The 23516-nt window shown below is 71.2% G+C and carries 21 protein-coding genes and 1 riboswitch; of the genes, 12 read left to right on the top strand and 9 right to left on the bottom strand.

The genetic code is table 11. The features are described from left to right. Nucleotides 1-110 precede the first annotated feature (110 nt). The 3 genes from ABZU91_RS12475 to ABZU91_RS12485 all read right to left on the bottom strand — a co-directional run bounded on the left by ABZU91_RS12475 (nucleotide 111) and on the right by ABZU91_RS12485 (nucleotide 6980). Nucleotides 111-2594 carry a DNA topoisomerase IV subunit A gene (locus tag ABZU91_RS12475; protein WP_355238126.1) on the bottom strand — a complete coding sequence of 828 codons (2484 nt, stop codon included), beginning with the start codon at nucleotides 2592-2594 and terminating at the stop codon, nucleotides 111-113. Between the two features lie 32 nt (nucleotides 2595-2626). Further along, complete coding sequence (locus ABZU91_RS12480; protein WP_355238308.1) at nucleotides 2627-4756, bottom strand: DNA topoisomerase IV subunit B; 2130 nt, start codon at nucleotides 4754-4756, stop codon at nucleotides 2627-2629. Nucleotides 4757-4901: 145 nt separating this feature from the next. Continuing rightward, the gene (locus ABZU91_RS12485) at nucleotides 4902-6980 is read right to left on the bottom strand and encodes a hypothetical protein (protein WP_355238129.1); all 2079 of its coding nucleotides are present in this window, start codon (nucleotides 6978-6980) and stop codon (nucleotides 4902-4904) included. Nucleotides 6981-7245: 265 nt separating this feature from the next. Between ABZU91_RS12485 and ABZU91_RS12490 the strand changes: the two genes are divergently transcribed. Together ABZU91_RS12490 and ABZU91_RS12495 are read left to right on the top strand one after the other, a co-directional pair. After that, entirely contained in the window at nucleotides 7246-7944 is a 699-nt protein-coding gene (locus ABZU91_RS12490) for a hypothetical protein (RefSeq protein WP_355238132.1), read from the top strand. A gap of 214 nt (nucleotides 7945-8158) precedes the next feature. After that, nucleotides 8159-9415 (top strand): hypothetical protein, encoded by a 1257-nt coding sequence (locus tag ABZU91_RS12495; RefSeq protein WP_355238135.1) that lies wholly within the window; start codon nucleotides 8159-8161, stop codon nucleotides 9413-9415. 53 nt (nucleotides 9416-9468) lie between these two features. On the opposite strand, the gene ABZU91_RS12500 is transcribed toward ABZU91_RS12495, so the two are convergent. Beyond that, a complete protein-coding gene (locus ABZU91_RS12500; RefSeq protein ID WP_355238138.1) occupies nucleotides 9469-9636 on the bottom strand; it encodes a hypothetical protein in 168 nt (55 codons plus the stop codon). A gap of 195 nt (nucleotides 9637-9831) precedes the next feature. Here ABZU91_RS12500 and ABZU91_RS12505 point away from each other — a divergent pair, with 195 nt between their 5' ends. Beyond that, complete coding sequence (locus tag ABZU91_RS12505; RefSeq protein WP_355238141.1) at nucleotides 9832-10464, top strand: hypothetical protein; 633 nt, start codon at nucleotides 9832-9834, stop codon at nucleotides 10462-10464. A gap of 208 nt (nucleotides 10465-10672) precedes the next feature. Then, nucleotides 10673-11038 carry a hypothetical protein gene (locus ABZU91_RS12510; protein WP_355238144.1) on the top strand — a complete coding sequence of 122 codons (366 nt, stop codon included), beginning with the start codon at nucleotides 10673-10675 and terminating at the stop codon, nucleotides 11036-11038. Nucleotides 11039-11093: 55 nt separating this feature from the next. Here the strand turns inward: ABZU91_RS12510 and ABZU91_RS12515 are convergent, their stop codons facing one another. After that, nucleotides 11094-12041 (bottom strand): DUF72 domain-containing protein, encoded by a 948-nt coding sequence (locus ABZU91_RS12515; protein WP_355238147.1) that lies wholly within the window; start codon nucleotides 12039-12041, stop codon nucleotides 11094-11096. 132 nt (nucleotides 12042-12173) lie between these two features. Here ABZU91_RS12515 and ABZU91_RS12520 point away from each other — a divergent pair, with 132 nt between their 5' ends. Beyond that, complete coding sequence (locus ABZU91_RS12520; protein ID WP_355238150.1) at nucleotides 12174-12677, top strand: DinB family protein; 504 nt, start codon at nucleotides 12174-12176, stop codon at nucleotides 12675-12677. 103 nt (nucleotides 12678-12780) lie between these two features. After that, the gene (locus ABZU91_RS12525; RefSeq protein ID WP_355238153.1) at nucleotides 12781-13077 is read left to right on the top strand and encodes a hypothetical protein; all 297 of its coding nucleotides are present in this window, start codon (nucleotides 12781-12783) and stop codon (nucleotides 13075-13077) included. On the opposite strand, the gene ABZU91_RS12530 is transcribed toward ABZU91_RS12525, so the two are convergent. The 3 genes from ABZU91_RS12530 to ABZU91_RS12540 all read right to left on the bottom strand — a co-directional run bounded on the left by ABZU91_RS12530 (nucleotide 13046) and on the right by ABZU91_RS12540 (nucleotide 16270). Next, nucleotides 13046-15124: a glycogen debranching N-terminal domain-containing protein gene (locus ABZU91_RS12530; protein ID WP_355238156.1), complete on the bottom strand. Its 2079-nt coding sequence runs from the start codon at nucleotides 15122-15124 to the stop codon at nucleotides 13046-13048. The genes ABZU91_RS12525 and ABZU91_RS12530 overlap by 32 nt on opposite strands. Beyond that, a complete protein-coding gene (locus ABZU91_RS12535) occupies nucleotides 15121-15564 on the bottom strand; it encodes an SCP2 sterol-binding domain-containing protein (protein WP_355238159.1) in 444 nt (147 codons plus the stop codon). The genes ABZU91_RS12530 and ABZU91_RS12535 overlap by 4 nt, the downstream gene beginning before the upstream one ends. A 196-nt stretch (nucleotides 15565-15760) precedes the next feature. Beyond that, nucleotides 15761-16270, bottom strand: coding sequence for a DUF664 domain-containing protein (locus ABZU91_RS12540; protein WP_355238162.1), 510 nt, complete (start codon nucleotides 16268-16270; stop codon nucleotides 15761-15763). Between the two features lie 79 nt (nucleotides 16271-16349). Between ABZU91_RS12540 and ABZU91_RS12545 the strand changes: the two genes are divergently transcribed. Together ABZU91_RS12545 and ABZU91_RS12550 are read left to right on the top strand one after the other, a co-directional pair. Beyond that, entirely contained in the window at nucleotides 16350-16865 is a 516-nt protein-coding gene (locus ABZU91_RS12545; RefSeq protein WP_355238165.1) for a 2'-5' RNA ligase family protein, read from the top strand. A gap of 209 nt (nucleotides 16866-17074) precedes the next feature. Continuing rightward, entirely contained in the window at nucleotides 17075-17260 is a 186-nt protein-coding gene (locus ABZU91_RS12550) for a hypothetical protein (RefSeq protein WP_355238168.1), read from the top strand. Between the two features lie 24 nt (nucleotides 17261-17284). Here the strand turns inward: ABZU91_RS12550 and corA are convergent, their stop codons facing one another. After that, a complete protein-coding gene (gene corA / locus ABZU91_RS12555; RefSeq protein WP_355238171.1) occupies nucleotides 17285-18415 on the bottom strand; it encodes a magnesium/cobalt transporter CorA in 1131 nt (376 codons plus the stop codon). 172 nt (nucleotides 18416-18587) lie between these two features. Between corA and ABZU91_RS12560 the strand changes: the two genes are divergently transcribed. The 4 genes from ABZU91_RS12560 to ABZU91_RS12575 all read left to right on the top strand — a co-directional run bounded on the left by ABZU91_RS12560 (nucleotide 18588) and on the right by ABZU91_RS12575 (nucleotide 23507). Then, nucleotides 18588-20561 (top strand): amino acid transporter, encoded by a 1974-nt coding sequence (locus tag ABZU91_RS12560; protein ID WP_355238311.1) that lies wholly within the window; start codon nucleotides 18588-18590, stop codon nucleotides 20559-20561. Nucleotides 20562-20647: 86 nt separating this feature from the next. Beyond that, nucleotides 20648-20759: riboswitch (SAM riboswitch) on the top strand. Nucleotides 20760-21177: 418 nt separating this feature from the next. Continuing rightward, nucleotides 21178-21939 carry an ABC transporter substrate-binding protein gene (locus tag ABZU91_RS12565; RefSeq protein ID WP_355238174.1) on the top strand — a complete coding sequence of 254 codons (762 nt, stop codon included), beginning with the start codon at nucleotides 21178-21180 and terminating at the stop codon, nucleotides 21937-21939. Nucleotides 21940-21984: 45 nt separating this feature from the next. Then, on the top strand, nucleotides 21985-22764 hold the full coding sequence (locus tag ABZU91_RS12570) for an amino acid ABC transporter permease (protein WP_355238177.1): 780 nt from the start codon (nucleotides 21985-21987) through the stop codon (nucleotides 22762-22764). Beyond that, nucleotides 22761-23507, top strand: coding sequence for an amino acid ABC transporter ATP-binding protein (locus tag ABZU91_RS12575; RefSeq protein ID WP_355238180.1), 747 nt, complete (start codon nucleotides 22761-22763; stop codon nucleotides 23505-23507). The genes ABZU91_RS12570 and ABZU91_RS12575 overlap by 4 nt, the downstream gene beginning before the upstream one ends. Nucleotides 23508-23516 lie beyond the last annotated feature (9 nt).

A 23516-nucleotide genomic window follows, 5' to 3' on the forward strand; every position in this document is an offset into this window, starting at 1 on the left:
GCCGGGTGATCATGAAGTTATTGCCAAGACACGCCGACGACGGCGGCAATAACTTCATGATCGACGGGGGCCAGCAGGCCCGGAGGGGCCGTGGGGGTGGGTGGGGGCGGTCAGTCGCGTTCGATCAGGTGGCCTACCACCGTTGGGCCGAGCATCACCGCGAAGCCGCTGCCGTCGCGGCGCGGGTCGGCTGCCGGCAGCTCCACCGGGTCGCCGGTGACTGTCGCGCCGACCGGACGCGGTCCCACCCAGGCCACGGCGACGTCCGTCTCACCCTTGAGGAAGCGGTGGGCACGCACGCCGGCGGTCGCCCGGCCCTTCGCCGGGTACGCCTGGAACGGCGTGACCTTGACCGTCGCCCCGGTGGAGGTGACCACCATCGGCTCGCCGTGACCCGGGTCGTCGGTGCGTACCGCGCCGAAGAAGACCACCCGCGCGCCGGCCGGCAGGTTGATGCCGGCCATGCCGCCGCCCTTGAGGCCCTGCGGGCGGACCAGCCCGGCAGCGAAGCGCAGCAACGACGCCTCCGAGGTGACGAAGGTCAGCGTCTCGGTGCCGTCGGTCAACCAGGTCGCCCCGACCACCTCGTCACCGTCCCGCAGGCCGATCACCTCGAACTCGTCGGAGCGCACCGGCCACTCCGGCGCGCACACCTTCACCACGCCGTGCCGGGTGCCCAGCGCAAGCCCGGGTGAGGTGTCGGCAGCGCCGCTGAGCGGGACCAGACCGACAACGGTCTCCCCCGCCTCCAGCGGCGCCAGCTCGGCGGCGGACATGCCGCCGCGCAGCGACACCGTGCCGGCCTGCTCGGGGAGCACCGGCAGCGGCAGTACGTCGACCTTGAAGGCGCGACCCGCGCTCGTGATCAGCAGCACCCGGCCACGGGCGGTGGAGTGCACGATCGCGCGTACCGTGTCGTGCTTGACCCGACCGTTGCGTCGGCGCCCCTCGGCGCTCTCCTCCGACTCGGCCGCGGTCCGGGCGACCAGCCCGGTCGCCGAGAGGATCACCTGGCACGGGTCGTCGGCGACCTCCAGCGGGCCGGCCGGCGCGGACGCCGCCAGCACCTCCTTCAGGTCACCGTCGACAAGGGTCGTACGACGTTCGGTGCCGAACTGCTTGACCACGGCGGCCAACTCGTCGGAGACCAGCTTCTTGAGCACCCGCTCGTCGTCGAGGATCGTGGACAGCTCGGCGATCTCGGCACGCAGCCGCTCCTGCTCGGCCTCCAGCTCGATCCGGTCGAATTTCGTGAGCCGGCGCAGCGGCGTGTCCAGGATGTACGTGGCCTGGATGTCGGAGAGGCCGAACTGGCTCATCAGCCCGTCCTTGGCCTCCTGCGCGTCGTCGCTGCCACGGATCAGACGGACCACCCGGTCGATGTCGAGCAGCGCGACCAGCAGACCGTCGACCAGGTGCAGCCGCTCCTCGCGCTTGCGCCGACGGTAGGAGCTGCGCCGGGTGACCACCTCGTACCGGTGGGCCAGGAAGACCTCCAGCAGGGCCTTCAACCCGAGGGTACGGGGCTGACCGTCGACCAGCACGAGGTTGTTGACGCCGAAGGACTGCTCCAACGGGGTCAACCGGTACAGGTCGGCGAGCAGGGCCTGCGGATTGACCCCGACCTTGCACTCGACCACGAGGCGGGTGCCGCTCTCCCGGTCGGTGAGGTCCTTGACGTCCGCGATGCCGGTCAGCCGCTTGGTCTTGGTGACCTCGTTGGTGATCGCCGCGATGACCTTCTCCGCGCCGACGCCGTAGGGCAACTCGACCACGGTGATGGCCTGGCGACCCCGACTGCCCTCGATGGGACCGATCTCCACCTTGCCGCGCATCCGCACCACGCCGCGCCCGGTCTCGTACGCCCGGCGCACCTCGTCGAGGCCGAGCAGCACGCCGCCGGTGGGCAGGTCGGGGCCGGGGACGAACTCCATGAGCCGGTCCAGGGTGGCGTCCGGGTGGTTGATCAGCCACCGGGCCGCGGAGACCACCTCGGCGAGGTTGTGCGGGATCATGTTGGTGGCCATGCCGACCGCGATCCCGGACGCGCCGTTGACCAGCAGGTTCGGAAAGGCCGCCGGCAGCACGGTCGGCTGCGTCAACGAACCGTCGTAGTTGGGCTCGACGTCGACCGTGTCCTCGCCCAGCTCACCGACGAGCAGCATCGCCTCGCGGGACATCCGGGCTTCGGTGTAGCGGCTGGCAGCCGGGCCGTCGTCTGGAGATCCAAAGTTGCCGTGCCCGTCGATTAGCGGCACGTTGAGCGAGAAGTCCTGCGCGAGGCGGACCATCGCGTCGTAGATCGCCGTGTCGCCGTGCGGATGGTACTTTCCCATTGTATCGCCGACAATTCGGGCGGACTTCACGTGGCCGCGATCCGGGCGGTAGCCCTGCTCGTACATCGACCAGAGGATCCGCCGGTGCACGGGCTTGAGGCCGTCGCGGGCATCCGGCAGGGCACGGGAGTGGATGACCGAGAAGGCGTACTCCAGGTAGGAGTCCGAGACCTCGGTCACCAGCGGGTTGTCGAAGACCCGCGCGCCGGCCTGGTCGAACGAGGAGAGATCGACCTTGTTGTCCTTACGGCGTGCCATGACTCAGCTCTCCACTCGAACGAGACAGGTGCTCATGCGTCGATCGCCTCGCGGTCGACCCGGTCGGCGGAGTCGATGAGCCAGTTGCGGCGCGGCTCGACCTTCTCGCCCATCAGCAGTTCGAGGATGCGCTCGGCGGCGTCCACGTCGTCGAGGGTGATCCGGCGGACGGCCCGGGTGGCCGGGTTCATCGTGGTGTCCCACAGCTCGTCGGCGTCCATCTCACCGAGGCCCTTGAAGCGCGGGATGGGCGTGACGATCTGCTTGCCGGCCTTCTCCAGCTTGCGGACCGTCGTCTCCATCTCGGCCTGGGTGTAGGTGTAGACGGTCTGCGGGTTCCGCCCCTTGGTCGTGATCTTGTGCAGGGGCGGCATCGCCGCGTAGAGACGACCGGCCTCGATCAACGGCCGCATGTAGCGGGCGAAGAGGGTGATCAGCAGCGTACGGATGTGCGCGCCGTCCACGTCGGCGTCGGCCATGATCAGCACGCGGCCGTAGCGCAGCGCGGAGAGGTCGAACGTCCGCCCCGAACCCGCCCCCAGCACCTGGACGATGGCCGCGCACTCGGCATTGTCCAGAACCTGCTGGAGGTTGGCCTTCTGCACGTTGAGGATCTTGCCCCGGATGGGCAGCAGCGCCTGGTATTCCGACGAGCGCGCCATCCGGCTCGTCCCCAGCGCGCTGTCGCCCTCCACGATGAACAGCTCACTGCGGTCGATGCCCGTCGCGCGACAGTCGACCAGCTTCGGCGGCATGGACGCGCCCTCCAGGGCGGTCTTACGCCGGGCGGCGTCCTTCTGCTGCTTCTGGGTGAGTCGTACCCGCGCCGCGTCGACGATCTTCTGCAGGACGACGCGCGCCTCGGCCTTGGTGCGCCGGTCCTCCAGCCAGGCCTTGACGTGCGCGTCGACGAGGCTCTGCAGGACCTTGGTGATGCCGGTGGTGGACAGCTCGTCCTTGGTCTGGGAGGTGAACTGCGGCTCGGGAATCCGCACGTGCACCACGGCCGTCATGCCCTCCAGGACGTCGTCCAGGGTCGGCGGCTCCTCCTTGGCCTTGAGCAGGCCGCGGGTGTTGCGGACGGCGTCGGCGAGGGTGCGCACGAGGGCCCGTTCGAAGCCCTTGCGGTGGGTGCCACCGTGGGCGTTACGGATCGTGTTGGTGAAGCACTCGACGGTGCGCTCGTAGCCGGTGCCCCAGCGGAACGCCACCTCCACCTCGGCGCGGCGCTGCACGTTGGACTGCATGACACCGTTGGCGTCGGCGGCGTTCTCCCGGTAGGTCCCCTCGCCGTTGACCAGCAGGATGCCGGAGACCGGCCGGTCACCGGCCGGCGCGAGGAACTCGACCATGTCGCTGAGCCCGTTGGGGTAGTGGAACCGCTCCTCGGCGGGCGCCTCGCCGGTCAGGTCACGCAGCAGGTACGTCACGCCGGGGACCAGGAACGCGGTGTTGCGCAGCTTCATCCGGACGGCGTCGATGTCGAGCGCCGCGCCGGTCTCGAAGTAGCGGGCGTCGTGCCACCAGCGGATGGACGTGCCGGTGCGCTGGCCGCGCTTCATCGCCCCGGTCACCTGGAGGCCGGGGCCGGCGGTGAAGGACGCGTCCGGCCCGTCGCCGTCGAAGATCCCCGGCACGCCGTGCCGGAACGACATCGAGTGGACCTTGCCGGCGCGGCGGACGGTGACGTCGAAACGACGGGACAGCGCGTTGACGGCGGAGGCGCCAACGCCGTGCAGACCGCCGGAGGTCTTGTAGCCGGAGCCGCCGAACTTGCCGCCCGCGTGCAGGCGGGTCAGCACCAGCTCGACGCCGGAGATGCCGGACTTGGCGTGCACGTCGGTGGGGATGCCGCGACCGTCGTCGTCGACCTGCACCGAACCGTCGGCGTGCAGGATCACCTCGACGTTGCTCGCGTGACCGGCGACACCCTCGTCGGTGGAGTTGTCGAGGATCTCGTTGACGAGGTGACCCACGCCACGGCTGTCGGTGGAACCGATGTACATGCCGGGCCGCTTGCGGACAGCGTCCAGCCCCTCAAGGTGGGTGAGGTCATCGGCCCCGTACAGGGTGTCAGGCTCTGCGGTCAACTGGTCGTACTCCCCGGTCTCGGCGGTGTGGTGCCGCGTCCGAACTGATCGGTCGGCCGGCGCGCGCCGCAGCGAGCCTAACCGGCAGATGTGACACGACGACGGCACCCCGCAGTCGAGGCCCGCATCCCCGGTGCGAATGCGAGCCTCGACATCGTGTGCTGTTGTCCGGTTTCGACGCGTCAGCCGCGCCGTGACCGGTTGGTGGTCGGCTGCCCTACGGGGCCGGCACCTGGATAACAAGCGAGCTGTAGCCGACGTTCCCGACGCTGTCCACGGCGGCCACGTACAGCGTGTTCGTGCCGTAGGCGGGCGTCGCCAGGGTCACCGAAACGGTCTTGCCGGTCCAGCCGAGGCTCGTGCCGGCCTCCGCCTCCTCGGTGGGAGGGTTGCTCCAGCCGTAGCGGAAACTGACCACGTCCAGGTCCAGCGAACGCAGCTTGTAGGTGTAGAGCTCACCGGGCGGGGCGGGACTGGTGACCGCGTCCACGCTCACCGTGGGCGGCTGGTTGTCGATCGTGAACTCGCACCACCCCGACCAGGGGCTGGCCACGTAGCCGTCGTCACTGCGGGTCCGGAAGGCGTACGACTTCCCGTTGGTCGTGCCGGTCACCACTGCCGTGGTGGAGCGGGCGCCGGCCAGGACGGTGGAGCCCGTCGGCGCGGTCATGCGCGGCGTGGCGCTGTCGTAGACGCCCGAGGCGGGGATCTCCAGCAGTTCGTACGCCGTCTGGAGGACCTGGCCGGAGTCCGCGTCGGGGAAGACGGCGGAAAGGGTCGGCGGGGTGGCGAGGGTGACCCGTTCGCCCGTGACACAGGCCGCGCCACCGACCTGGAGAGCGGTGGGCTGGGTGGGCGGCGTGTCGTAGTCGACCAGCAGGCGTGCCGAGCTCGGGTCGAACTTCTTCCACCGGTTCGCCGTGCTCTCGCCGGTCCCGGACGAGTCGCTGCACGCGCAGAGCCCGTAGGTGATCGTGCTCAGGTGCGCGGCCGCCGCGCTGCTGACGCCGGCGGTGACGCTGCCGGTGAATCGCACCATCATCGGCGGCTGCGGCGCGTCGGTGCAGCCCGCCCCCGGGTTGGCGTGCGAGTTGGCGGAGGCGCGCAGCGTGGTCAGCGCGGGCGCCCAGGCGGTGCGGGGGGTGCTCGTGATCGGGCCCGACTGGTAGAGGTAGGTCGGGGTGTCGAAGCAGGACCAGGTGTGGGTCGCCACCACCTGCACATACGCCGACTTGATGAGTTTGCCGCTGAGATTGAGAGTGGGGAACTCGAAATAGGAGCGGTAGACGACCCCGCTGTCCGGGTTCAATCCGACCCGGGCAGCCGAGGTGTCGGTGTTGGTGGAGTTGTTGGTGGTGGCGTACGCCCAGCGGGAGGGGAGGGCGGACCAGGCCGGGTCGATGTAGACCGGGAAGGTCGCCTTCGCCGGGTCGAGCAGGCCCGCGGACGGGCGCAGCACAAGGTCGCCCGCCGCGTCGACGGCGGTCGCCACGGAGGAGGTACGCGCGGCCAGGCCGGGACCGGACGGCGAGGAGGCCGCCGCACGAGGCGCACCGGCAGGGCCGGAGGAGTCCCACATCTGCGCGGTGGCGGCGCGTGCCACCTCCGCCCCGCCGGCGAGCGCCCGCAGCGAGCCGTCGGCCTCCCGCCGGAACCGTGCGTCGCCCCCGAGGTCGAAGCGGATCTCCCGCAGCGCCGGGTTCGCCGCCGCCTGCGGGGTCTTCACCACGAGGACGTGGGTGAAGCCGGTGTGGGTGGCCGTCAGCACCAGGTCCACACCGGGCAGGACCTCGGGGTAGGTGGCGGCGTCCCCGGACACGCTCGGCGCGGGCAGCGCGCCGAGCCAGCCCAGCGTCATCGACTTGGCGCCGTTGGTCAGGGTGGCGGCGGGACCGTGCCCGCCGGCCGAGAACAGCACGGTGGCCGGGGAGACCGCCGGTCGCCAGCCGCTCGCCGCGCGGTGCAACGACAGGTCGACCTCGGACCAGGAGCCGTCGGCCTGGCGGACCCGCTGTGGAACGGCTGCGGTCTCGGCGACGAAGCCGCCACCCGGCTTGGCGAAGACCTGGGTCAGCTCGCTACGTGCCGATTCGACCTCGACGCGCTGACCGGTACGCGTGGCCGTGGCGGTCGCGTGGGCGGCGTCCCGCGCGGTCGTACCGCTGGACGTGGTACCGCCCGTCGACGTCGGCACGGCCGACGCGGGTGCGGCGAGGAGGGCGACGCCGATGGACGCCGCGAATCCGGCGGCGAGCAGGCGACGGGTTGATGATTTCGGAATGTGGACAGCATGCATGGAGCGGCCAATGGCCACCGCAACCCCCGTGTATGTGAGACGGCCAGACGGGGGAACTGTAGAGACAGAGATCCAGCACTGTCCACGTCTGTCACATCCCGTGAGCACAAAGGAGACGAGGTGCCGCATACCGCTGGGCGCGGCTGCCGAGCGGCACGATCGGTGACGACCCGGGAGATGCACGGTGATCGCGGGACCACGCAGCGACAGTCATCGCCGGTACGGTTCCTGTTGCATGCATGGCGGAGGCCGGGAGGTTGCCGTGGTGGACGAAACGACACGCGACGCCCTGCGGCGCTCCCTCGGTACGCGCACCCGCCGCTGGCTGCTCGCCGGCACCCTCCTGGCGGGGCTGCTCACCGCCGTGGCGCTCGTCGCGACGGCGGCACCCACCGACCGGACGTTCGTCGACCTGTCGGGCACGGTCCAGAGCCTGATGTCGGTGGCGACGCCACTGTTCGGCATCCTGCTCGTACGTGATCCACGCCGGGCTCGCGCCGACGTCGTCCCGACCGTGTTCGGGGTACTGCTGCCGGCGGTCGTGATCGGCGTCGGTGGTGTGGCGATCTGCGCCGCGACACTGGCCGTGACCCCGGCCGGCGGGGTGGACGATCGGTGGCGGCACGTCGGCACGGTGGCGGTGGGCAGCGTGCTGGTGCAGCTCGTCGCCGGTCTGGTGGGCACCGGACTGGGCCTGCTGCTGCGCTCGCGGGTGGTCGCGTTCCTCGCCACGATCGTCCTCCCGCTGGGCCTGTTCGGGCTGCTGGGGGCGGTGGACGCGCTGCGTCCGGCACAGCCGTGGCTCACGCCGTTCGGCAGCGTCCGCCATCTGCTGTCCGGAGAGATGAGCGCGCTGCGGTGGACGCAGTGGTTCTGCGTACTCCTGATCTGGGGTGTCGGTCTGAACGCGCTCGGCGCGGCCGTGCGCGCCCGCTCCGAGGTTGACGCCGGCGCGGGCGCGTGACGCCGGAGGCACCCTCGCGCTAGGCCGGCGCGCGCACCGGCGTTCGACGCCATCCACAGTGCTGGGTGACCCCGTGCTGGGCGCACACCGTTGCGCCCGGAGCCGTCGTGTCTTTCGTCGAACGATTCTGTTACGGGCCATTGACGCCCGTTGCACAGGGGTGATCTGATCGCGCTCTCAGAGAATCTTTCATCTTTCGATGGATGGGGGCCCCATGCCCAGGTTCCGCCGTACCGCGCTCGCCGCGGCACTCACGATCGTCACAGCCGCGTTGTCGACCGCCGTCGCGCTGCCCGCCCCCGCTACCGCCGCGCTGCCCACCGCCGCCGTGGCGCTCGGTGACAGCTTCATCAGCGGAGAGGGCGCTGGGGCATACACCCCGGTGGTCGACACCAACGGGGTCTCCCAGGGTTTCCCCGGCTGGACCGCGCCGAACAACAACGCCTTCTTCTGCCACCGGTCGGCGAACGCCTCGCTGAACCAGGCGAACCTGCCCGGCATCCAGAACCGGTTCAACCTGGCCTGCTCCGGCGGCCAGCCGCACGACATCGCCAACGCCTCCCAGGCGCGGACCAACGGCCGTACGGTGGCCGCGCAGCTCGACCAGCTGCGTGCCGTCGCGCAGACCCAGGACATCGACCTGGTGCTGATCGGCCTCGGTTCCAACAACAGCTCGTTCACCTTCGGCAGCGTCGCGGAGACGTGCGCGAACCGGTTCATCGCCGACGCCTGGACCGGCTGGTGGGAGTTCTGGGCGTACCTGAACGGGCCGGTGGAGCAGAAGCCGTGCAGCGACGCGGACCTGGCCACGGCCGCGCAGCTCAGCGCCGCGACCGCGGAGACCACCGCCGCCGTACGCCAGATCCTGACCACCCTCGACCAGGTGGACGCGGACGGGCAGCACCGAATCGTGTTCCAGGACTACACCAACCCGCTGCCGCTGGACCTGAACCCGGCGTTCTACGAGGAGGACGGTCGGGACGACACCCGGGACAAGTTCCGTGACCTCGGCGCCGAGCGGTACGCGGCCGGATGCCCGATCCACCTGGCCAGCCTCGCCCCGGGACACCGCTTCTCGCAGGGTCTCGGTGGCATCGTCAAGTCCACCCGGGACACCCTGGCCGCCGAGTTCCCCAACGACGACCTGGTCTACCTGAACGTGCAGCGGGCCTTCGACGGCGCGCGGCTGTGCGAGTCGACGTCCAGCCCGACCGGCGCGCTGGCCACCCCCATCCGGCTCCAGGACGGCGCGACGGGCACCTTCGTGACCAGCCTCGCCGGCAAGGACAAGATCGCCATCCAGCGGATCGCCAACACCTGCGTCAGCTACTTCCAGACCTGCCAGGAGTCGTGGCACCCGAACGCCACCGGGCACCAGGTGCTGGGCCAGTGCCTCGCCGGCGCGGCGGTCACCGCCGCCCGCGCGGTGTCGTGTGTCCGCGCCGGCAACGGGACGATCTCCGTCTCCTGACCGGTTCTGCCACCGGAGGCCCCGTCACCCGACGGGGCCTCCGTCGTGTCGGCTCAGTCCTCCTCCAACGGCGTCCGCTCGCCGTCGCGTTCCACCTCGATCGGCGCGTGGTCCTTGCGCGGCGCGACCTCGGCGGTGTTGCGGTGCGGATCGTTGTCCGGGTGCATGAGCACCGCATCGGTCTTGGGAGTCTTCTCGCGGACCTCGTCCGGCTGCGACATGCCGTTCCCCTCTCCGTCAGCGTCGACGGGATCTACCCGCCGCCACGCCGACGACTCCTCCCGGTGACGATCTGCGACCACGACGCCCGTATGTCCCTGTCGCGCCACCCTGGCGAGGATCGACCGGCGGACGACGGGGTTAGCCGCCCGGGCGACGGGTAAGCCGCGTCGCCCGACACGGCGGAAGGGGATCACATGTCCGAACGACACACCGCACTGCGCTCCATGCACGATCTGGGTCTGGCGGCCTGGTTCGGTGGCTCCCTCATGGGTGCCTTCGGCGTCAACGGCGCAGCGGCGAAAATCAACGACTCGACCCAGCGGCTCCCGGTCGCCTCGGCCGGATGGTCGAAGTGGACGCCGGTCAACGCGGCCGCGATCGGCGCGCACCTCGCCGGAGCGGTCGGCGAACTGGTCACGGAGAGCCCACGGGTGGCGGCCCAGCGCGGCGTCGGCCGGGCCAGCGCCATCAAGACGGCCCTGACGATCGGCGCGCTCGCCGTCACCGGCTACAGCCGGTTGGTCGGCATGCGGTTGGAGAAGGCGGGCGGTCCGCCGGTGAGCGGCGCCACCGAGCCCAATCACCAGACACCGGCCAGCGTTGCCTCCTCGCAGCGACAGATGAAGCTGCTCCAGTGGGCGATCCCGGCACTGACCGGATCGCTGGTCGTGGTCACCGCGTACATGGGTGAGCAGCAGAAGCCCGGCCAGGTGCTGCGGGGGATCCTGAGCCGCACCGGCGGGATGCGCGGCGCCCCGATGGGCCTGGCCAAGATGGGCATGGGCATGGGCGTCGGCAAGCGGCAGATGGCGATGGCCGGACGCTGAGCGTCGGGTCGGCCGGTGTCCCGCCGGACCGTCGACGACGGGGCACCGGCCGACCCCGCGCACCCGCGCGGCACGCCTGAGGGGCAGGGATCACGCCGGGCCGGAGGATCGGCCGGCCCCGCGCCCGGTGGCATCGAATGACAGGACCGGGTCCGGCATCCGGGCAATCCGTCCGTCGACAGCGGCGGACCAACCGAGCGAGGTGGCCATGACGGCACACGAGGGACGCGGCGGTGACCGGCTCGAACCGGAGGCGACCAACCCGTGGGGTACGGGCGACGACTTCGACGCCGACGCGCCCTGGGGTGCGGGCGACGACTCGCCGATGGACGAGGGCAGCGAGGAGACGGCGGTGCCCGAGGGGCGGCGCGGTGAACGGCGCGCGGGCGCCCCGGTCGGGCAGAGCGGTCCGGCGGGCCGGCACGGCTTCGGCTCGGTCGAGCCCACCCGCACCACGGTGGCCGGGCCGGGCGCGCCGCCCGACCCGGCGCCCAGCGGCCGGAGCTTTCCCGACGAAGCGGACGTCACCGAGCGTTCCCAGGACGCGCTACGCACCCGGGGTCGACGCTCCTGATCGCCCGCCGCTGTCCGCGTGCCCCGCTCGGGACGGGGTGCACGCGGGCGGCCCGTCAGCCGGTCGAGGCCGCGACGGTCTGACCGTCGGACGGCCGACGCGGCCCGACCGGTACCCGCTCGTCGGCGAGCATGGTCTCGGCGAGCAGTTGCGCCAACCGGGTCGCGTCGCGCTGGGCCTGCCCGGCACAGCAGTTGTTGAACAGCACGTGCAGGTCGTCGACGTCCGCGGCCAGCCCGGCCAGTCGATCCGCCCAGTCGCGCAGTTCCTGCTCGGCGTACGCGTAGCGGAACTTGTCCTGCTTGTCGCCGTCGCGCCACGCGTCGCTGTGGCCGTGGAAGCGGACGATCGCCGGCTCCGCCGTCCGCGTCAGGATCGGTGGCACCGACGACGGATGCCCCTGCGGCATGTCCACGCAGACCAGTGAGAGGTCGTGCGCGCGCAGCAGGTCCAGGGTCGCGGTCGTGGCGGCGCCGTCGAACCAGGACCCGTGCCGCAGCTCCACCGCCACGCGCCACGGCTGGCACCGCTGGGCCAGCTCCACGATGCGCCGCTCGGCGGCGTCGCCGCGCGCCAGCCAGGGCGGGAACTGCAGGAGCACGGTCCCCAACTTGCCGGCGGCCGCGACCGGGGCCAGCGCCGCCCGGAAGCGGACCCACAACTCGTCGTACGTCTGCTCGGGCAGGTCACGCCGGCGGACCCGGCTGGGGCCGGCGGCCGGTCGCAGGTCGCGAGGCAGCACGGCGACCGGCGTGGGGTGCCCGGTGAAGAGGCTGAACGCCTTGACGTTGAAGGTGAAGTCGTCAGGCGTCGCCTCGACCCAGCCCTGCGTCGTCTCCGGCACCGGAACGGCGTAGTAGGACGTGTCCACCTCGACCAGCGGGAACCGGCTGGCGTAGAAGGCCAGCCGGCGCGCTGGCGTGTTGGCCGAGCGGGGATACCAGCCGGACCGCAGCAACGTCTGGTCGGCCCAGGACGACGTGCCCACCTTGATGACACCCATGTCATTCAGTGGACAGTCCCGCACCCCGATCGGCAACCGCTGGCGGCCGGTGCCTCGTCGTGTTTCGACCTCGAAGTGTCGGTGCCCGGTCCTAGGCTGACCGCCGACGGACTCCGAGGAAAGGGCGACACCATGACCAGCACCGCGCAGCTCACCGGGGAACGAGCCGACCTGCTGCAGACGCTGCGCCGGCACCGGGGCTTCCTCCTGCAGACCGTCGACGGGCTGACCGACGAGCAGGCGGCCACCCGTAGCACCGTGAGCGAGCTCTGCCTCGGCGGGCTCGTCAAGCACGTCGCCGGCACCGAGGAGCGGTGGATGCTGTTCGCCGTGGGTGGCGCGGAGGCGATGCAGCGGTCCGAGATCGACTGGGTCGGCCAGTTCCGGATGGCACCGGGCGAGACCCTGGCCGGGTTGGTCGAGCGGTTCCGATCGGTGGCCGCCCACACCGACGAGTTGATCGCCACCCTCGACCTGGACGCGGCCCACCCGCTGCCGCAGGCCCCGTGGTTCGAGCCGGGCGCGAGTTGGACGGTGCGTCGGGTGCTGCTGCACCTGATCGCCGAGACGTCCCAGCACGCCGGGCACGCCGACATCCTGCGGGAGGCGATCGACGGGGCGAAGACCATGGGCTGAGCCCGGTCCGGCGGTCGCCGGTCCACGTTCACCTCGTGTTCCGCTCCCCCCGACCGGAGGCGGATGTGACATCGCCCGACGGGGCGGCGCTGAGGGACACGAGATGAGCGCGGACCGGATAGACCAGGAGACCGCCGAGCGGCTGCTCGGTGGTCTCGCCGCCATGCCGTCGGCTGCCGCGCATCCGGTCGTGCTGCTGCTGACGGCGGTTCGCGCCGCGGCCCGCCCCGGGGAGCTGGCCGGTCTGGGTCACGCCGTGCAGGGCTTCCGCCGCGCCCAGGCGCAACACCGTCGCCCTCCCCCGGCCCGGCGGCTCGGGTGCTCCCCCGTCGTCGAGAGGAGCACGGACGGCACGACGGCCGCCGACCTCAGGACCGGGGAGGGGACGTCGGAGGTCTGACCGGCTGGGTGGAGCGCTCGCCGGCGTACGCGTCGGTGTGGCCCCAGCGTCCGGGGACGCCGAGCAGGTCGACGCGGCCGAAACCCGCGGGCAGGGCGGGCCTGACCAGCAGGTCCTCACCGGTGGGCCGCAGACCCAGCAGGGTGCCCAGCAACATCAGCAGGGCTCCCGACGACCACGACTTCGGGCGTCCGGCCGAGGGCAACTGGACCGGATACTTCGTCAGGCTCCGCTCGTAGCCGGCGATCTGCTCCGGCACCGCCCCGCCAAGCGTCTGCGCCATGTCGAAGATGCCGGCCGCGATCCGGGCCGCGTGCGCGTCGAAGCGGTAGTGCCGCAGCCCGGCGGCGATCAGGGCGTTGTCTGACGGCCACACCGCCCCCAGGTGCGACCCCACCGGGTTGTACGGGCGCTGGCCGGCGGCGAAGGTCCGTACGCCCCAGCCGTTGAACAGCCGGGGCCCGACCAGGTGCTCGGCGACCGCCTCGGCCCGATCGTCCGAGACGATCCCGCTCCACAGCAGGTGCCCGATGTTGGACGACAGGGCGTCGACCGGCTCGCCGTACGGGTCGAGCGCCAGGGCGTAGTACTCCCGGTGCGGCAGCCAGAAGTCCCTGTTGAACCGCTCCTTGAGTGCCGTCGCCTCCGCGTCGAGGCGGTCGGCGTACGCCGGATCGCCCCAGAACTCGCGGGCCAGCCGGGCGCCGCGCCTCTTGGCGTCGTACGCGTAGCCCTGCAACTCGCAGGTGGCGAGGGGAAGCTCGGGCATCCGCCCGTGCGCGTCGACGATCGCGTCCGGGGAGTCCTTCCAGGACTGGTTGACCGTGCCGACGCGCTCGTTGCGGCGTTGGTAGCGCACGTAACCGTCACCGGTCATGTCGCCGTACTCGTCGATCCAGTCCAGCGCCATCCGGGCCGGTTGACCCAGCTCGCGGACCAGTTGGGCGTCACCGGACCAGCGCTCGTACTCGTCGAGCAGCACGACGAACAGCGGGGTCATGTCGGCGCCGGCGTAGTACACCGCGCTCGGTCGCTCGCCGAAGACGCTCGACTCGCCGTAGCGGAGCTCAGAAATGATCTTGCCGGGCTCCTCCTCGCGTTCGTCGTCGAGGTGCCCGCCCTGCACCAGGGCCAGCATCCGCAGCGTGGCGGGCGTCAGCTCCGGGGTGAACGCCAGCGTCTCCAGGCAGGTGATGATGCTGTCCCGACCTAGGAAGGCCATCGCCCACGGCAGGCCGGCGACCGGCACGCGCTCGGCGGTCGACAGTGGCCGGTAGCGCAGCGCGGCCAGGTCGGCGAGGCTCCCCCGGTACATCATCTCCAGGCCGTCGCGCTCGGCCACCAGCTGCGGCGCCCGGTCGAGCCAGTCCTGGAGATCCTCCCGCATCCCGGTACGGACGGATTGCTGGTGCGCCTGCAGGCTGGCCCGCATGTCCTGACCGCCCTCCCCGACGACGGCCAGGACGACGTGCAGGTCGGTCTCCCACCGCCCGTGCGGGGCGACGCGGAGGCGGAACGTCATCCCGCCTTCGTCGACATCGACCGCGGCGGTGCTGCTGATCGTCGTCTCGCGGACGAAGCGCTGCCGTTCGTAGCGCAGGGTGAGCCGCTGGCGCGCCGAGTCGACGTCGACCCGTACGTCCCGCCGCCGCACGTCCCCGATCTCGTTGATGTCGGCGAAGTCGCTGCCCATCTCCATGCGTACGGTCAGCTCGGCGGGCTGCGGCGAGTGGTTGAGCACAATGATCTTCTCGTGGAAGCACTCGTGGATCGAGCGGTGCCGGATGATCGACACGTCGGCGTCGACGTAGTGGCTCGCCGCGCCGGGCACCAGGAAGAACCGGGTCTCGAAGTACGTCATGTCGTCGCGGGAGAGGGCGTTGATCGGCTCCCCGTCGATGGTGAGCACCCAGTGCGAGAGGAAGCGCGTGTCGAACGCGAAGAGCCCGACCGGCGCCTGCGGATCCATCTCGATCTCGATGTCACCCTGGGCGTCGCTGATGGCGAACACGTTTCCGGCGAGGACGTGCACGAGTTCCTGTCTCATGGCCGGTCGTCCCGCCCGCCGGACCCCGCCCGCCCGCCGGACCCCGCCCGCCCGGCGGACGCGTGTCGGCGGGCCAGCGCGGCCCGTCCCAGCTCGCGTGGGTGTCGAGCACCCTTCGGCCCCGGCAGGACGCGCCGCAGCACCAGCAGCAGCCGCATGTCGCCCCGCAGGGTCAGCTCGTTGCGCAGCATGGCTGTGCCCGGGGGCAGGTCACCGTTGACCAACTCGTCGAAGACGCTACGGGCGGCGCGGACGATCAGGTCCGCGTCCTCGGCCGAGCGGGTGACCGTGATGTGCTGGCCCGCCACGGTCAGGTACCAGTGCTCGGTGTGCCCGTCGTCGCGCAGGTCCAGCCGGAGCGTCCCGGTGGTCGTCTCCGGTAGGTCGAAAGACCGGCCCGTGTCCAGCTGCTCCAGGTAGCTCGACGCCGTCGTGACCATCACATCCCCTCCCGCATCCCCGCAGGATCACCCGGAAAAGGGTGAGCGGGCCTCACCCGAACCAGGTGAGCCCCACTCCCCCGCGATCTTGCACTTTCTGTGGCGACACATCGCCCAGAAGACCCCAAATCAACAACCCAAAGTGCAAGATCGCGGGGGCGGGGCTGGGGTGGGGTGGGGGTGGGGGTGGGGGTGGTCAGGCTTGCTTTATGAGGCCGCGGACGTAGGCGGCCTGGCCGGCGTGTTGCGTGTCGTCGTCGGCGATGCTGACCAGCCGCACGCCGAGGGTGACCGGCGGGTCCCACGACTCGTCGACGACGCGGTCCAGGTCCGCCGGACGCAGCCCGGCGAGAAACGATCCGGTACGCGCCGAGACCGTGCCGTAGTAGTCGATCAGCGCCTGCGCGCTCTCCGGCCGTACTCCCGCGACCTGCTCGGGCGTGTGACCGTAGCCGGTGTCGTGCGGGTCGGCGACCAGCCCGAACCGGCCCGCCCAGTCGCCACTCATCCAGATCTGCTCGGCGTCGAGCAGGTCGGCGACGTGATGGTCCTGAACGCGGGTCAGGTGCCAGACCAGCCAGCCGACCGAGTTGGCGCCCTCGGCTGGCGCCCAGCGCAACTGCTCGGGCGTGAGGCCGTCGACCGCCCCGCGGACGAGGTCGGGCAGCCGGTCGTACGTCTCGGTCAGCAGGTCACTCACGTCCACGGGTACGCCTCCTGGTCGGTATTGGATCACCGTACCGCCGGGCACCGACGACCCGATCCTGCCCCGCTACGGTGATCACGTGGTCGCGGCGCTGGAGTTGTACCTGGACCCGGACGCCACCCGGCGCATCCGGGTGCTGTGGGACGCCCTGGAGGCCGAGGGTGTGCAGAGCATGCGCTCGCTGTTGGAGCAGCGGCACCGCCCGCACGTGTCGCTCGCGGTGGCGCCCCGCTTCGACCCCGACCAGGTCGCCGAGGCGCTGCGCGGCACGGTCGTGGCGGCTCCGCTGCGACTCGACTTCCAGCACGCCGGGCAGTTCGTCGGGCGGGTGCTGTGGCTCGGCCCGACGCCGACGGCGGAGCTGCTGGCACATCACCGGCTGGTGCACGGCCGACTCGCCGCCGCAGGTGTCGGGCTGGTCGAGCACTACCAGCCGGGGCGCTGGGTGCCGCACTGCACACTGTCGATGCGCGTACCGAACACGCTGATGGCCGCTGCGATCCGCCGCTGCCTGGAGGTGCTGCCGGTGGCGGCGACAGTGGTCGGCGCGGCGCTCACGGACCACGCCCGCGGCATCGCCCACCCGCTGCCCTGAGCGGCCCGACCGCGAGGCGGGCCGTTTCGTTTGTCCGGTTTGGCGGGCGTGAGTCGGGAAACCGAAAACAAGGGGTGCGAACGCGGTGTGACGTGGGATGGTTCGACGTGGATGCCGTACCGGTGGTGACCCGTGAGCGGGCGCCCGGCCGGGGGCGCGGACGCACACCGCGCCGCCCGCGACGGCTTCGACGAGGAGAGGCAGGGCCCATGCAGGCTCAGCGCAGGCCACCGCGTAACGAGCGGAGCCAGACCACGCACGACCGTACCGGCGGCGGCATGACCGGCGCCGCCACCCCGCTGACCATCTGGGCCGCCGCCGTGCTGCTCGGGCGCATCGGCGCCGGCGACGACGACGTCGAGGACGAGCGGCACATCCTGCGCGGCATCGAGTGAGCCGCGGCGTCGCGGGAGCGTCGTTCAGAGCCAGCCGCGGCGCTTGAAGACCAGGTAGAGGGTTCCGCACACCAGCACCATGAGCAGCAGCGCGAACAGGTAGCCGAAACGCCAGTTCAACTCGGGCATGTGGACGAAGTTCATGCCGTACACCGTGCCGATCAGGGTGGGGGCGAACAGGATCGCGGCCCACGAGGAGACCTTCTTCAGCTCCTCGTTCTGCGCGTAGCTGGCCGCCGTGAGGCTGCGCATCTCCTCGTTCTGCTGCTGCGAGACAAGTGTCGCGTTGACGGTGAGGATGTTCTGCAGCAGGTGCCGGAACCCGTCGACCCGCTCCACCACCTGGGTGAGGTGGTCGGTGACGTCCCGCAGGTAGCGGCGCAGTTCCTCGTCGGTGCCGTAGTTGCCGGCTCCCGCCGCCAACGCGTCGAGGATGCCGAGTAGCGGACGGGCGGCCCGCTGGAACTCGATGACCTCCCGGCTGAGACCGTAGATGCGCCGGCTCGCGTTCGGGTCACCCCCGAAGACCTGGGTCTCGATCTCGTCGATGTCGTTCTCCAACCCGGCGACCACCGGCGCGTACCCGTCGACGACCTGATCCAGGATCGCGTACAGCACCGCCTCGGGGCCTCGGGCGAGCATCGCGGAATCGGCTTCCATGCGGCGTCGTACCGCGGCCAGGTCGGGGGCCTCCCCGTGCCGGACAGTGACCACGAAGCCGGGGCCGATGAACAGGTGCAGCTCGGAGAACTCGACCTCCTCCCGCAGGTCGTCGTAGCGGGCGGCGCGCAGCACCACGAAGAGCGTGTGTCCGTACCGTTCCAGCTTGGGCCGCTGGTGGGCGTTGATCGCGTCCTCCACCGCCAGGTCGTGCAGGCGGAACTCGCGCGCCAGCGACGAGATCTGGTCGATGTCGGGCCGGTACAACCCGATCCAGGCCATCGCGTCGTCCTGCGCCTGGAGACAGGAGTACGTCTCGGCGAGGCCGGCCGGCGAGGCGTACCGGTGTCCCCGGATGTAGACGGCGCTGTCCACCAGCCCGCCGGCGGACGAGCTTCCCGGTTGCGGCGGCGTCACGGCCCCGACCCGGGTCTCGTGCTCGTCGAGCTGGCGGCCGAAGCCGTCGCCTCGGCGGAAGCGGCGGCCACCGACCACGAGCCCGCCCCCTCCCGGCGCTGCCCGGCCCGGGGTTGGGGACGGGGGCGCTGCTTCCCCCGTGCTCCCAGCCCGAAACCCTCGGCGCGCCGCCGGGGCCGGTACTCGCGGCGGGCGGGTTCCGCGCACCGCCGGACGGACGTCGACCGGACGGCGGATACTCGCGGTGACCATGGGCGGGACGGGGGTGACGCCGGTGGAGGTGGACAGGCGTGCCGGCCGGCGGACCGACCGGGTACGGCGCTGGCTGCTCGCCGACGAGTCGCAGCAGCCCGTGCCGCAGGGCCTGCACGTGCGACCACGGGAGGAGCGGCACCACCCGTGGTGGAAGGTGATGTGCCTGACCGGCGTCGACTACTTCTCGACGCTGGGCTACCAGCCGGGCATCGCGGCGTTGGCGGCCGGGGCGCTCTCGCCGGTGGCGACGCTGGTGCTGGTGCTGGTCACCGTGCTGGGCGCGCTGCCGGTCTACCGTCGGGTGGCGGTGGAGAGCCCGCACGGTGAGGGCTCGATCGCGATGCTCGTACGCCTGCTCAGCTACTGGCCGGGCAAGCTGTTCGTGCTGGTGCTGCTGGGCTTCGCGGCCACCGACTTCATCATCACCATCACCCTGTCCGCGGCCGACGCGACCGCCCACATCGACGAGAACCCGTTCCTGCCCGGCGGGCTCAAGGGTCACGAGGTCGTGCTCACGCTGCTGCTCGTGGCCCTGCTCGGCGCGGTGTTCCTCAAGGGGTTCGGCGAGGCCATCGGGATCGCCGTCGTCCTCGTCGCGGTCTACCTGTCGCTGAACGCGGTGGTGATCGCCGACGCGCTGTGGCGGGTGGTGAACCACCCCAGCGCGGTCGGGGACTGGAGCACCGCGCTGCGCGCCGGGCACGGCGACCCGCTGATGGTCGTCGCGCTGTCCCTGCTGGTGTTCCCGAAGCTGGCGCTGGGCCTGTCCGGCTTCGAGACCGGGGTGGCGGTGATGCCGCACATCCGGGGGGACCGCCAGGACTCGGAGGATCGGCCGCTGGGCCGCATCCGGGGCGCGCGGCGGTTGCTCACCACCGCCGCCGCGACGATGAGCGTCTTCCTGATCACCAGCAGCGTCACCACCACCGTGCTGATCCCGCCCGAGGCGTTCCAGCCGAGCGGGGCCGCCAACGGCCGGGCGTTGGCCTACCTGGCCCACCAGCACCTCGGAGGGGTGTTCGGCACGGTCTACGACCTCTCCACCATCGGAATCCTCTGGTTCGCGGGGGCGTCCGCGATGGCCGGGCTGCTCAACCTCGTACCCCGGTATCTGCCCCGCTACGGCATGGCGCCGACGTGGGCCCGCGCGGTCCGGCCGCTGGTGCTGGTGTTCACCGGGGTGGCGTTCCTGATCACGGTCGTCTTCTCCGCCAGCGTCGACGCGCAGGGCGGCGCGTACGCGACCGGGGTCCTGGTGTTGATCACCTCGGCGGCGACGGCCGTGACGCTCGCGGCGCGGCGGCGGCGTCAGCGCGGTCGCGCGGTCGCGTTCGGGGTCATCGCCGTGGTGTTCGTCTACACCACCGTGGCGAACGTGGTGCAGCGTCCCGACGGTGTGAAGATCGCCGCCTGTTTCATCGGCGCGATGATCGTGGTGTCGGCGCTGTCACGCGTGCTGCGGGCGTTCGAGCTGCGGGTCGACCACGTCGAGCTCGACGAGGTGGCGACCGGCATGATCGACGAGCGCGCCGGACGTCGCATCCGCCTGATCGCGCACGAGCCGGAGCGCCGCGACCTGACGGAGTACCGCGACAAGCTGGCCCAGACCATGGCGGACAACGACTTCCCCGACGACAGCGACGTGATCTTCGTCGAGGTCCGGGTCACCGATCCGTCGGACTTCGAGACCGGATTGCTGGTGCGTGGCAGCGTGGCGCACGACCGCTTCCCGGTGCTCAGCCTGGCCAGTTCCTCGGTGCCCAACGCGCTGGCCGCGCTGCTGCTGGAGATCCGCGACCGCAGCGCGCGACGCCCGCACATCTACTTCGAGTGGACCGAGGGCGGCCCGGCCCGCAACGTGCTGCGCTACCTGGCGTTCGGGCAGGGCGAGATCGCCTCGGTCACCCGGGAGATCCTGCGCCGCCAGGAGCCGGACCAGACGCGCCGGCCGCACGTGCACGCAGGTTGACCTGCTCGTCGGGCGCAGGCCAGGGCTGGTGAGCGTGGTCATATCGGCTGGACGACCGACCGGTGGCTGCTGCTAGCCTCGGCGCAGGTCATGAGCGCCAGCGACAAGCCCCGGCTCGCTGGCCGGCAACCCTCCTCCGCGGTGGGGTGCCCCGGGTGAAGACCAGGCACCGGCAGGACGTCGGTGCAAGCGTGGCCTGGCACCCAGGTCAGCACCAAGACCCGGGAGACCTCATGCACATCCTCAGCCTCACGCCACCGGCCGTCCGGCGCATGCCGGCCCTGACCCGGCGTCGGCACGTGGACCTGATGCGAATGCGCAGCGCGGCGTGTACCGCCGCCTGAAGCGCTAACCCCTCCCCTCTCGCCCGCCTCCCGGGCACCCACCCATCCGCGCGACCCCTCGCGTCGATCATGAAGTTGTTGCCCGTCCGACCGGCGTGTCGGGGCAACAACTTCATGATCGACGGGGTCGACCTGTTTTTTTGGAGATGACTGTGCGTTTTCTTGGTCGATTTGTTGTTGTTGGCGCGGTTCTTGTTGCTGGTGGGTTGAGTGGCTGCGGGGGTGGGGGTGGTGGCTCGGCGGCGGGTAGTGGTGGCAGCAACCCCTACGGTTTGGCGCAGCCGGGTGTGCTGCGGGCCGGCACGCTGACCGACGCGCCGCCCAACGTGTACCTCAAGGACGGTAAGTTCACCGGCTTCGACAACGACCTGCTGACCGCCGTGGCCGGCAAGCTCGGCCTGCGGGTCGAGTTCGTCGGTACCGACTTCTCCGCGCTGCTGTCCCAGGTCAACAACCACAAGTTCGACGTCGGCAGCTCCTCGATCACCATCACCGAGGCGCGCAAGAAAACCGTCGACTTCGGCAACGGGTACGACTTCGGCTACTTCGGCCTGGACGTCCCGGCCGGTTCACCGATCACCGGGTTCGACCAGCTCGCCGGCAAGCGGGTCGTGGTGGTGCAGGGCACCGTCCAGGACGACTACGCCACCGGCAAGCAGCTCGACCCGGTGCGTGTACCGGACTACAACGGCGCGATCAACCAGCTCAAGGCGGGCACCGCCGACGCCTGGATCGCACCGGCCGAGATCGGCGAGAAGTCGGCCGCCGACAGCAACGGCAAGATCACTGTGGCGGCCAAGGAGCTCAGCCCCGCCCCGACCGCGTACGCCGTCGCCAAGGGTGGCGACAAGCTGCGCGAGGCGCTGAACAAGGGCCTCGACGAGGTGATCGCCGACGGCACGTGGAGCCGGTTGCAGGCCCAGTACTACCCGGGGCGACCGATCCCGGCCGACTTCACCCCGGGCAGCGGCAAGGCGGCGGCCCCGGCCACGCCGTCCGGGTCGGCGCAGCCGTCCGCCTCGACGGCGTCCTGAGCGACAAGCGGTGACGAGCGAGCGGGACGGTAGGAGAGGCGAACGATGGATCCGTTGAGCACCCTGTGGGAGACGTTCTTCGACGCCGACGCGATGCGCGAGGCGCTGCCCGAGATGCTGACCGTCGGGCTGCCCAACACCCTGATCCTGGCCGTCTCCGCCGCCCTGCTCGGCACGGTGCTGGGTCTGCTGCTGGCCGTGGCCGGCATCTCCCGTAGTCGGTGGCTGCGCTGGCCCGCGCGGGTCTACACCGACGTGTTCCGGGGGCTGCCGGCCGCGGCGACGATCCTGCTGATCGGCGTCGGGCTGGCCCCGCTGGGCATGCAGGTCTGGGGACCGGAACCGTACCCGCTGGGCATCCTCGCGCTGTCACTGATCGCCGCCGCGTACATCGGGGAGATCTTCCGCTCCGGCATCCAGTCGGTGGAGGCAGCGCAGTTGGAGGGCGCGCGGGCGCTCGGCTTCTCCTGGGCCGACGCGATGCGGCTGGTGATCATCCCGCAGGGCATCCGGCGGGTGCTGCCCGCCTGGGTCAACCAGCTCATCGCGCTGATCAAGGACTCCAGCCTGGTGTACTTCCTCGGTCTGGTGGCCAGCCAGCGGGAGTTGTTCCGCATCGGGCAGGATTACGCGGCCACCACCGGCAACGAGTCCGCGCTGCTGCTGGCGGGTCTGTTCTACCTGGCGTTGACCGTCCCGCTGACGCACGTCGTCAACGCGATCGACCGGCGGTTGCGCCACGGCCGGCCCACCACCGCACCCGCGGACGACGAGGACGAGGACGACCCAGCGCTGACTGGCATCCAGGAAGGAGACCGGCGATGACCACCACCGCGACCACCACCTCGGTCAGCGTCGACGCGCGTGACGTCCACCTGGCCTTCGGGTCGAATCGCGTGCTGCGCGGCGTCGACCTCAGCGTGCCACGCGGCGCGACGGCCTGCGTGATCGGCCCGTCCGGTTCGGGCAAGTCCACTCTGCTGCGTACGCTCAACCGACTGATCGAGCCGGACCGCGGCGACGTCCTGCTGGACGGGCGCAGCGTGCTGCGCGACGACCCGGACGCGCTGCGCCAGCGGGTGGGCATGGTGTTCCAGCAGTTCAACCTCTTCCCGCACATGAGCGTGCTGCGCAACGTCACATTGGCGCTGCGTCGGCTCCGCAAACTCGGCGAGGACGAGGCTGTCCAGGTCGCCCGCGCGCAGTTGGAGCTGGTGGGGCTCGCCGGTAAGGCCGACGCCCGGCCCTCGCAGCTCTCCGGTGGTCAGCAGCAGCGGGTGGCGATCGCCCGGGCGTTAGCGCTGCGACCCGAGGTGATGCTCTTCGACGAAGCCACCTCGGCACTCGACCCGGAGCTGGTCAAGGGGGTCCTCGGGGTGATGGCCGACCTGTCCGCCGCCGGGATGACCATGGTGGTGGTCACGCACGAGATGGGCTTCGCCCGGCAGGTCGCCGACACCGTCGCCTTCATGGACCGGGGTGTCGTGCTGGAGGCCGGCCCGCCGGAGCAGATCTTCGAGGGAGCCGAGCATCCCCGGCTGCGTCGCTTCCTCGCCCAGGTGCTCTGAGCCCGTCGC

This window comes from Micromonospora sp. NPDC005174, assembly GCF_040608495.1.
Lineage (GTDB): Bacteria > Actinomycetota > Actinomycetes > Mycobacteriales > Micromonosporaceae > Micromonospora.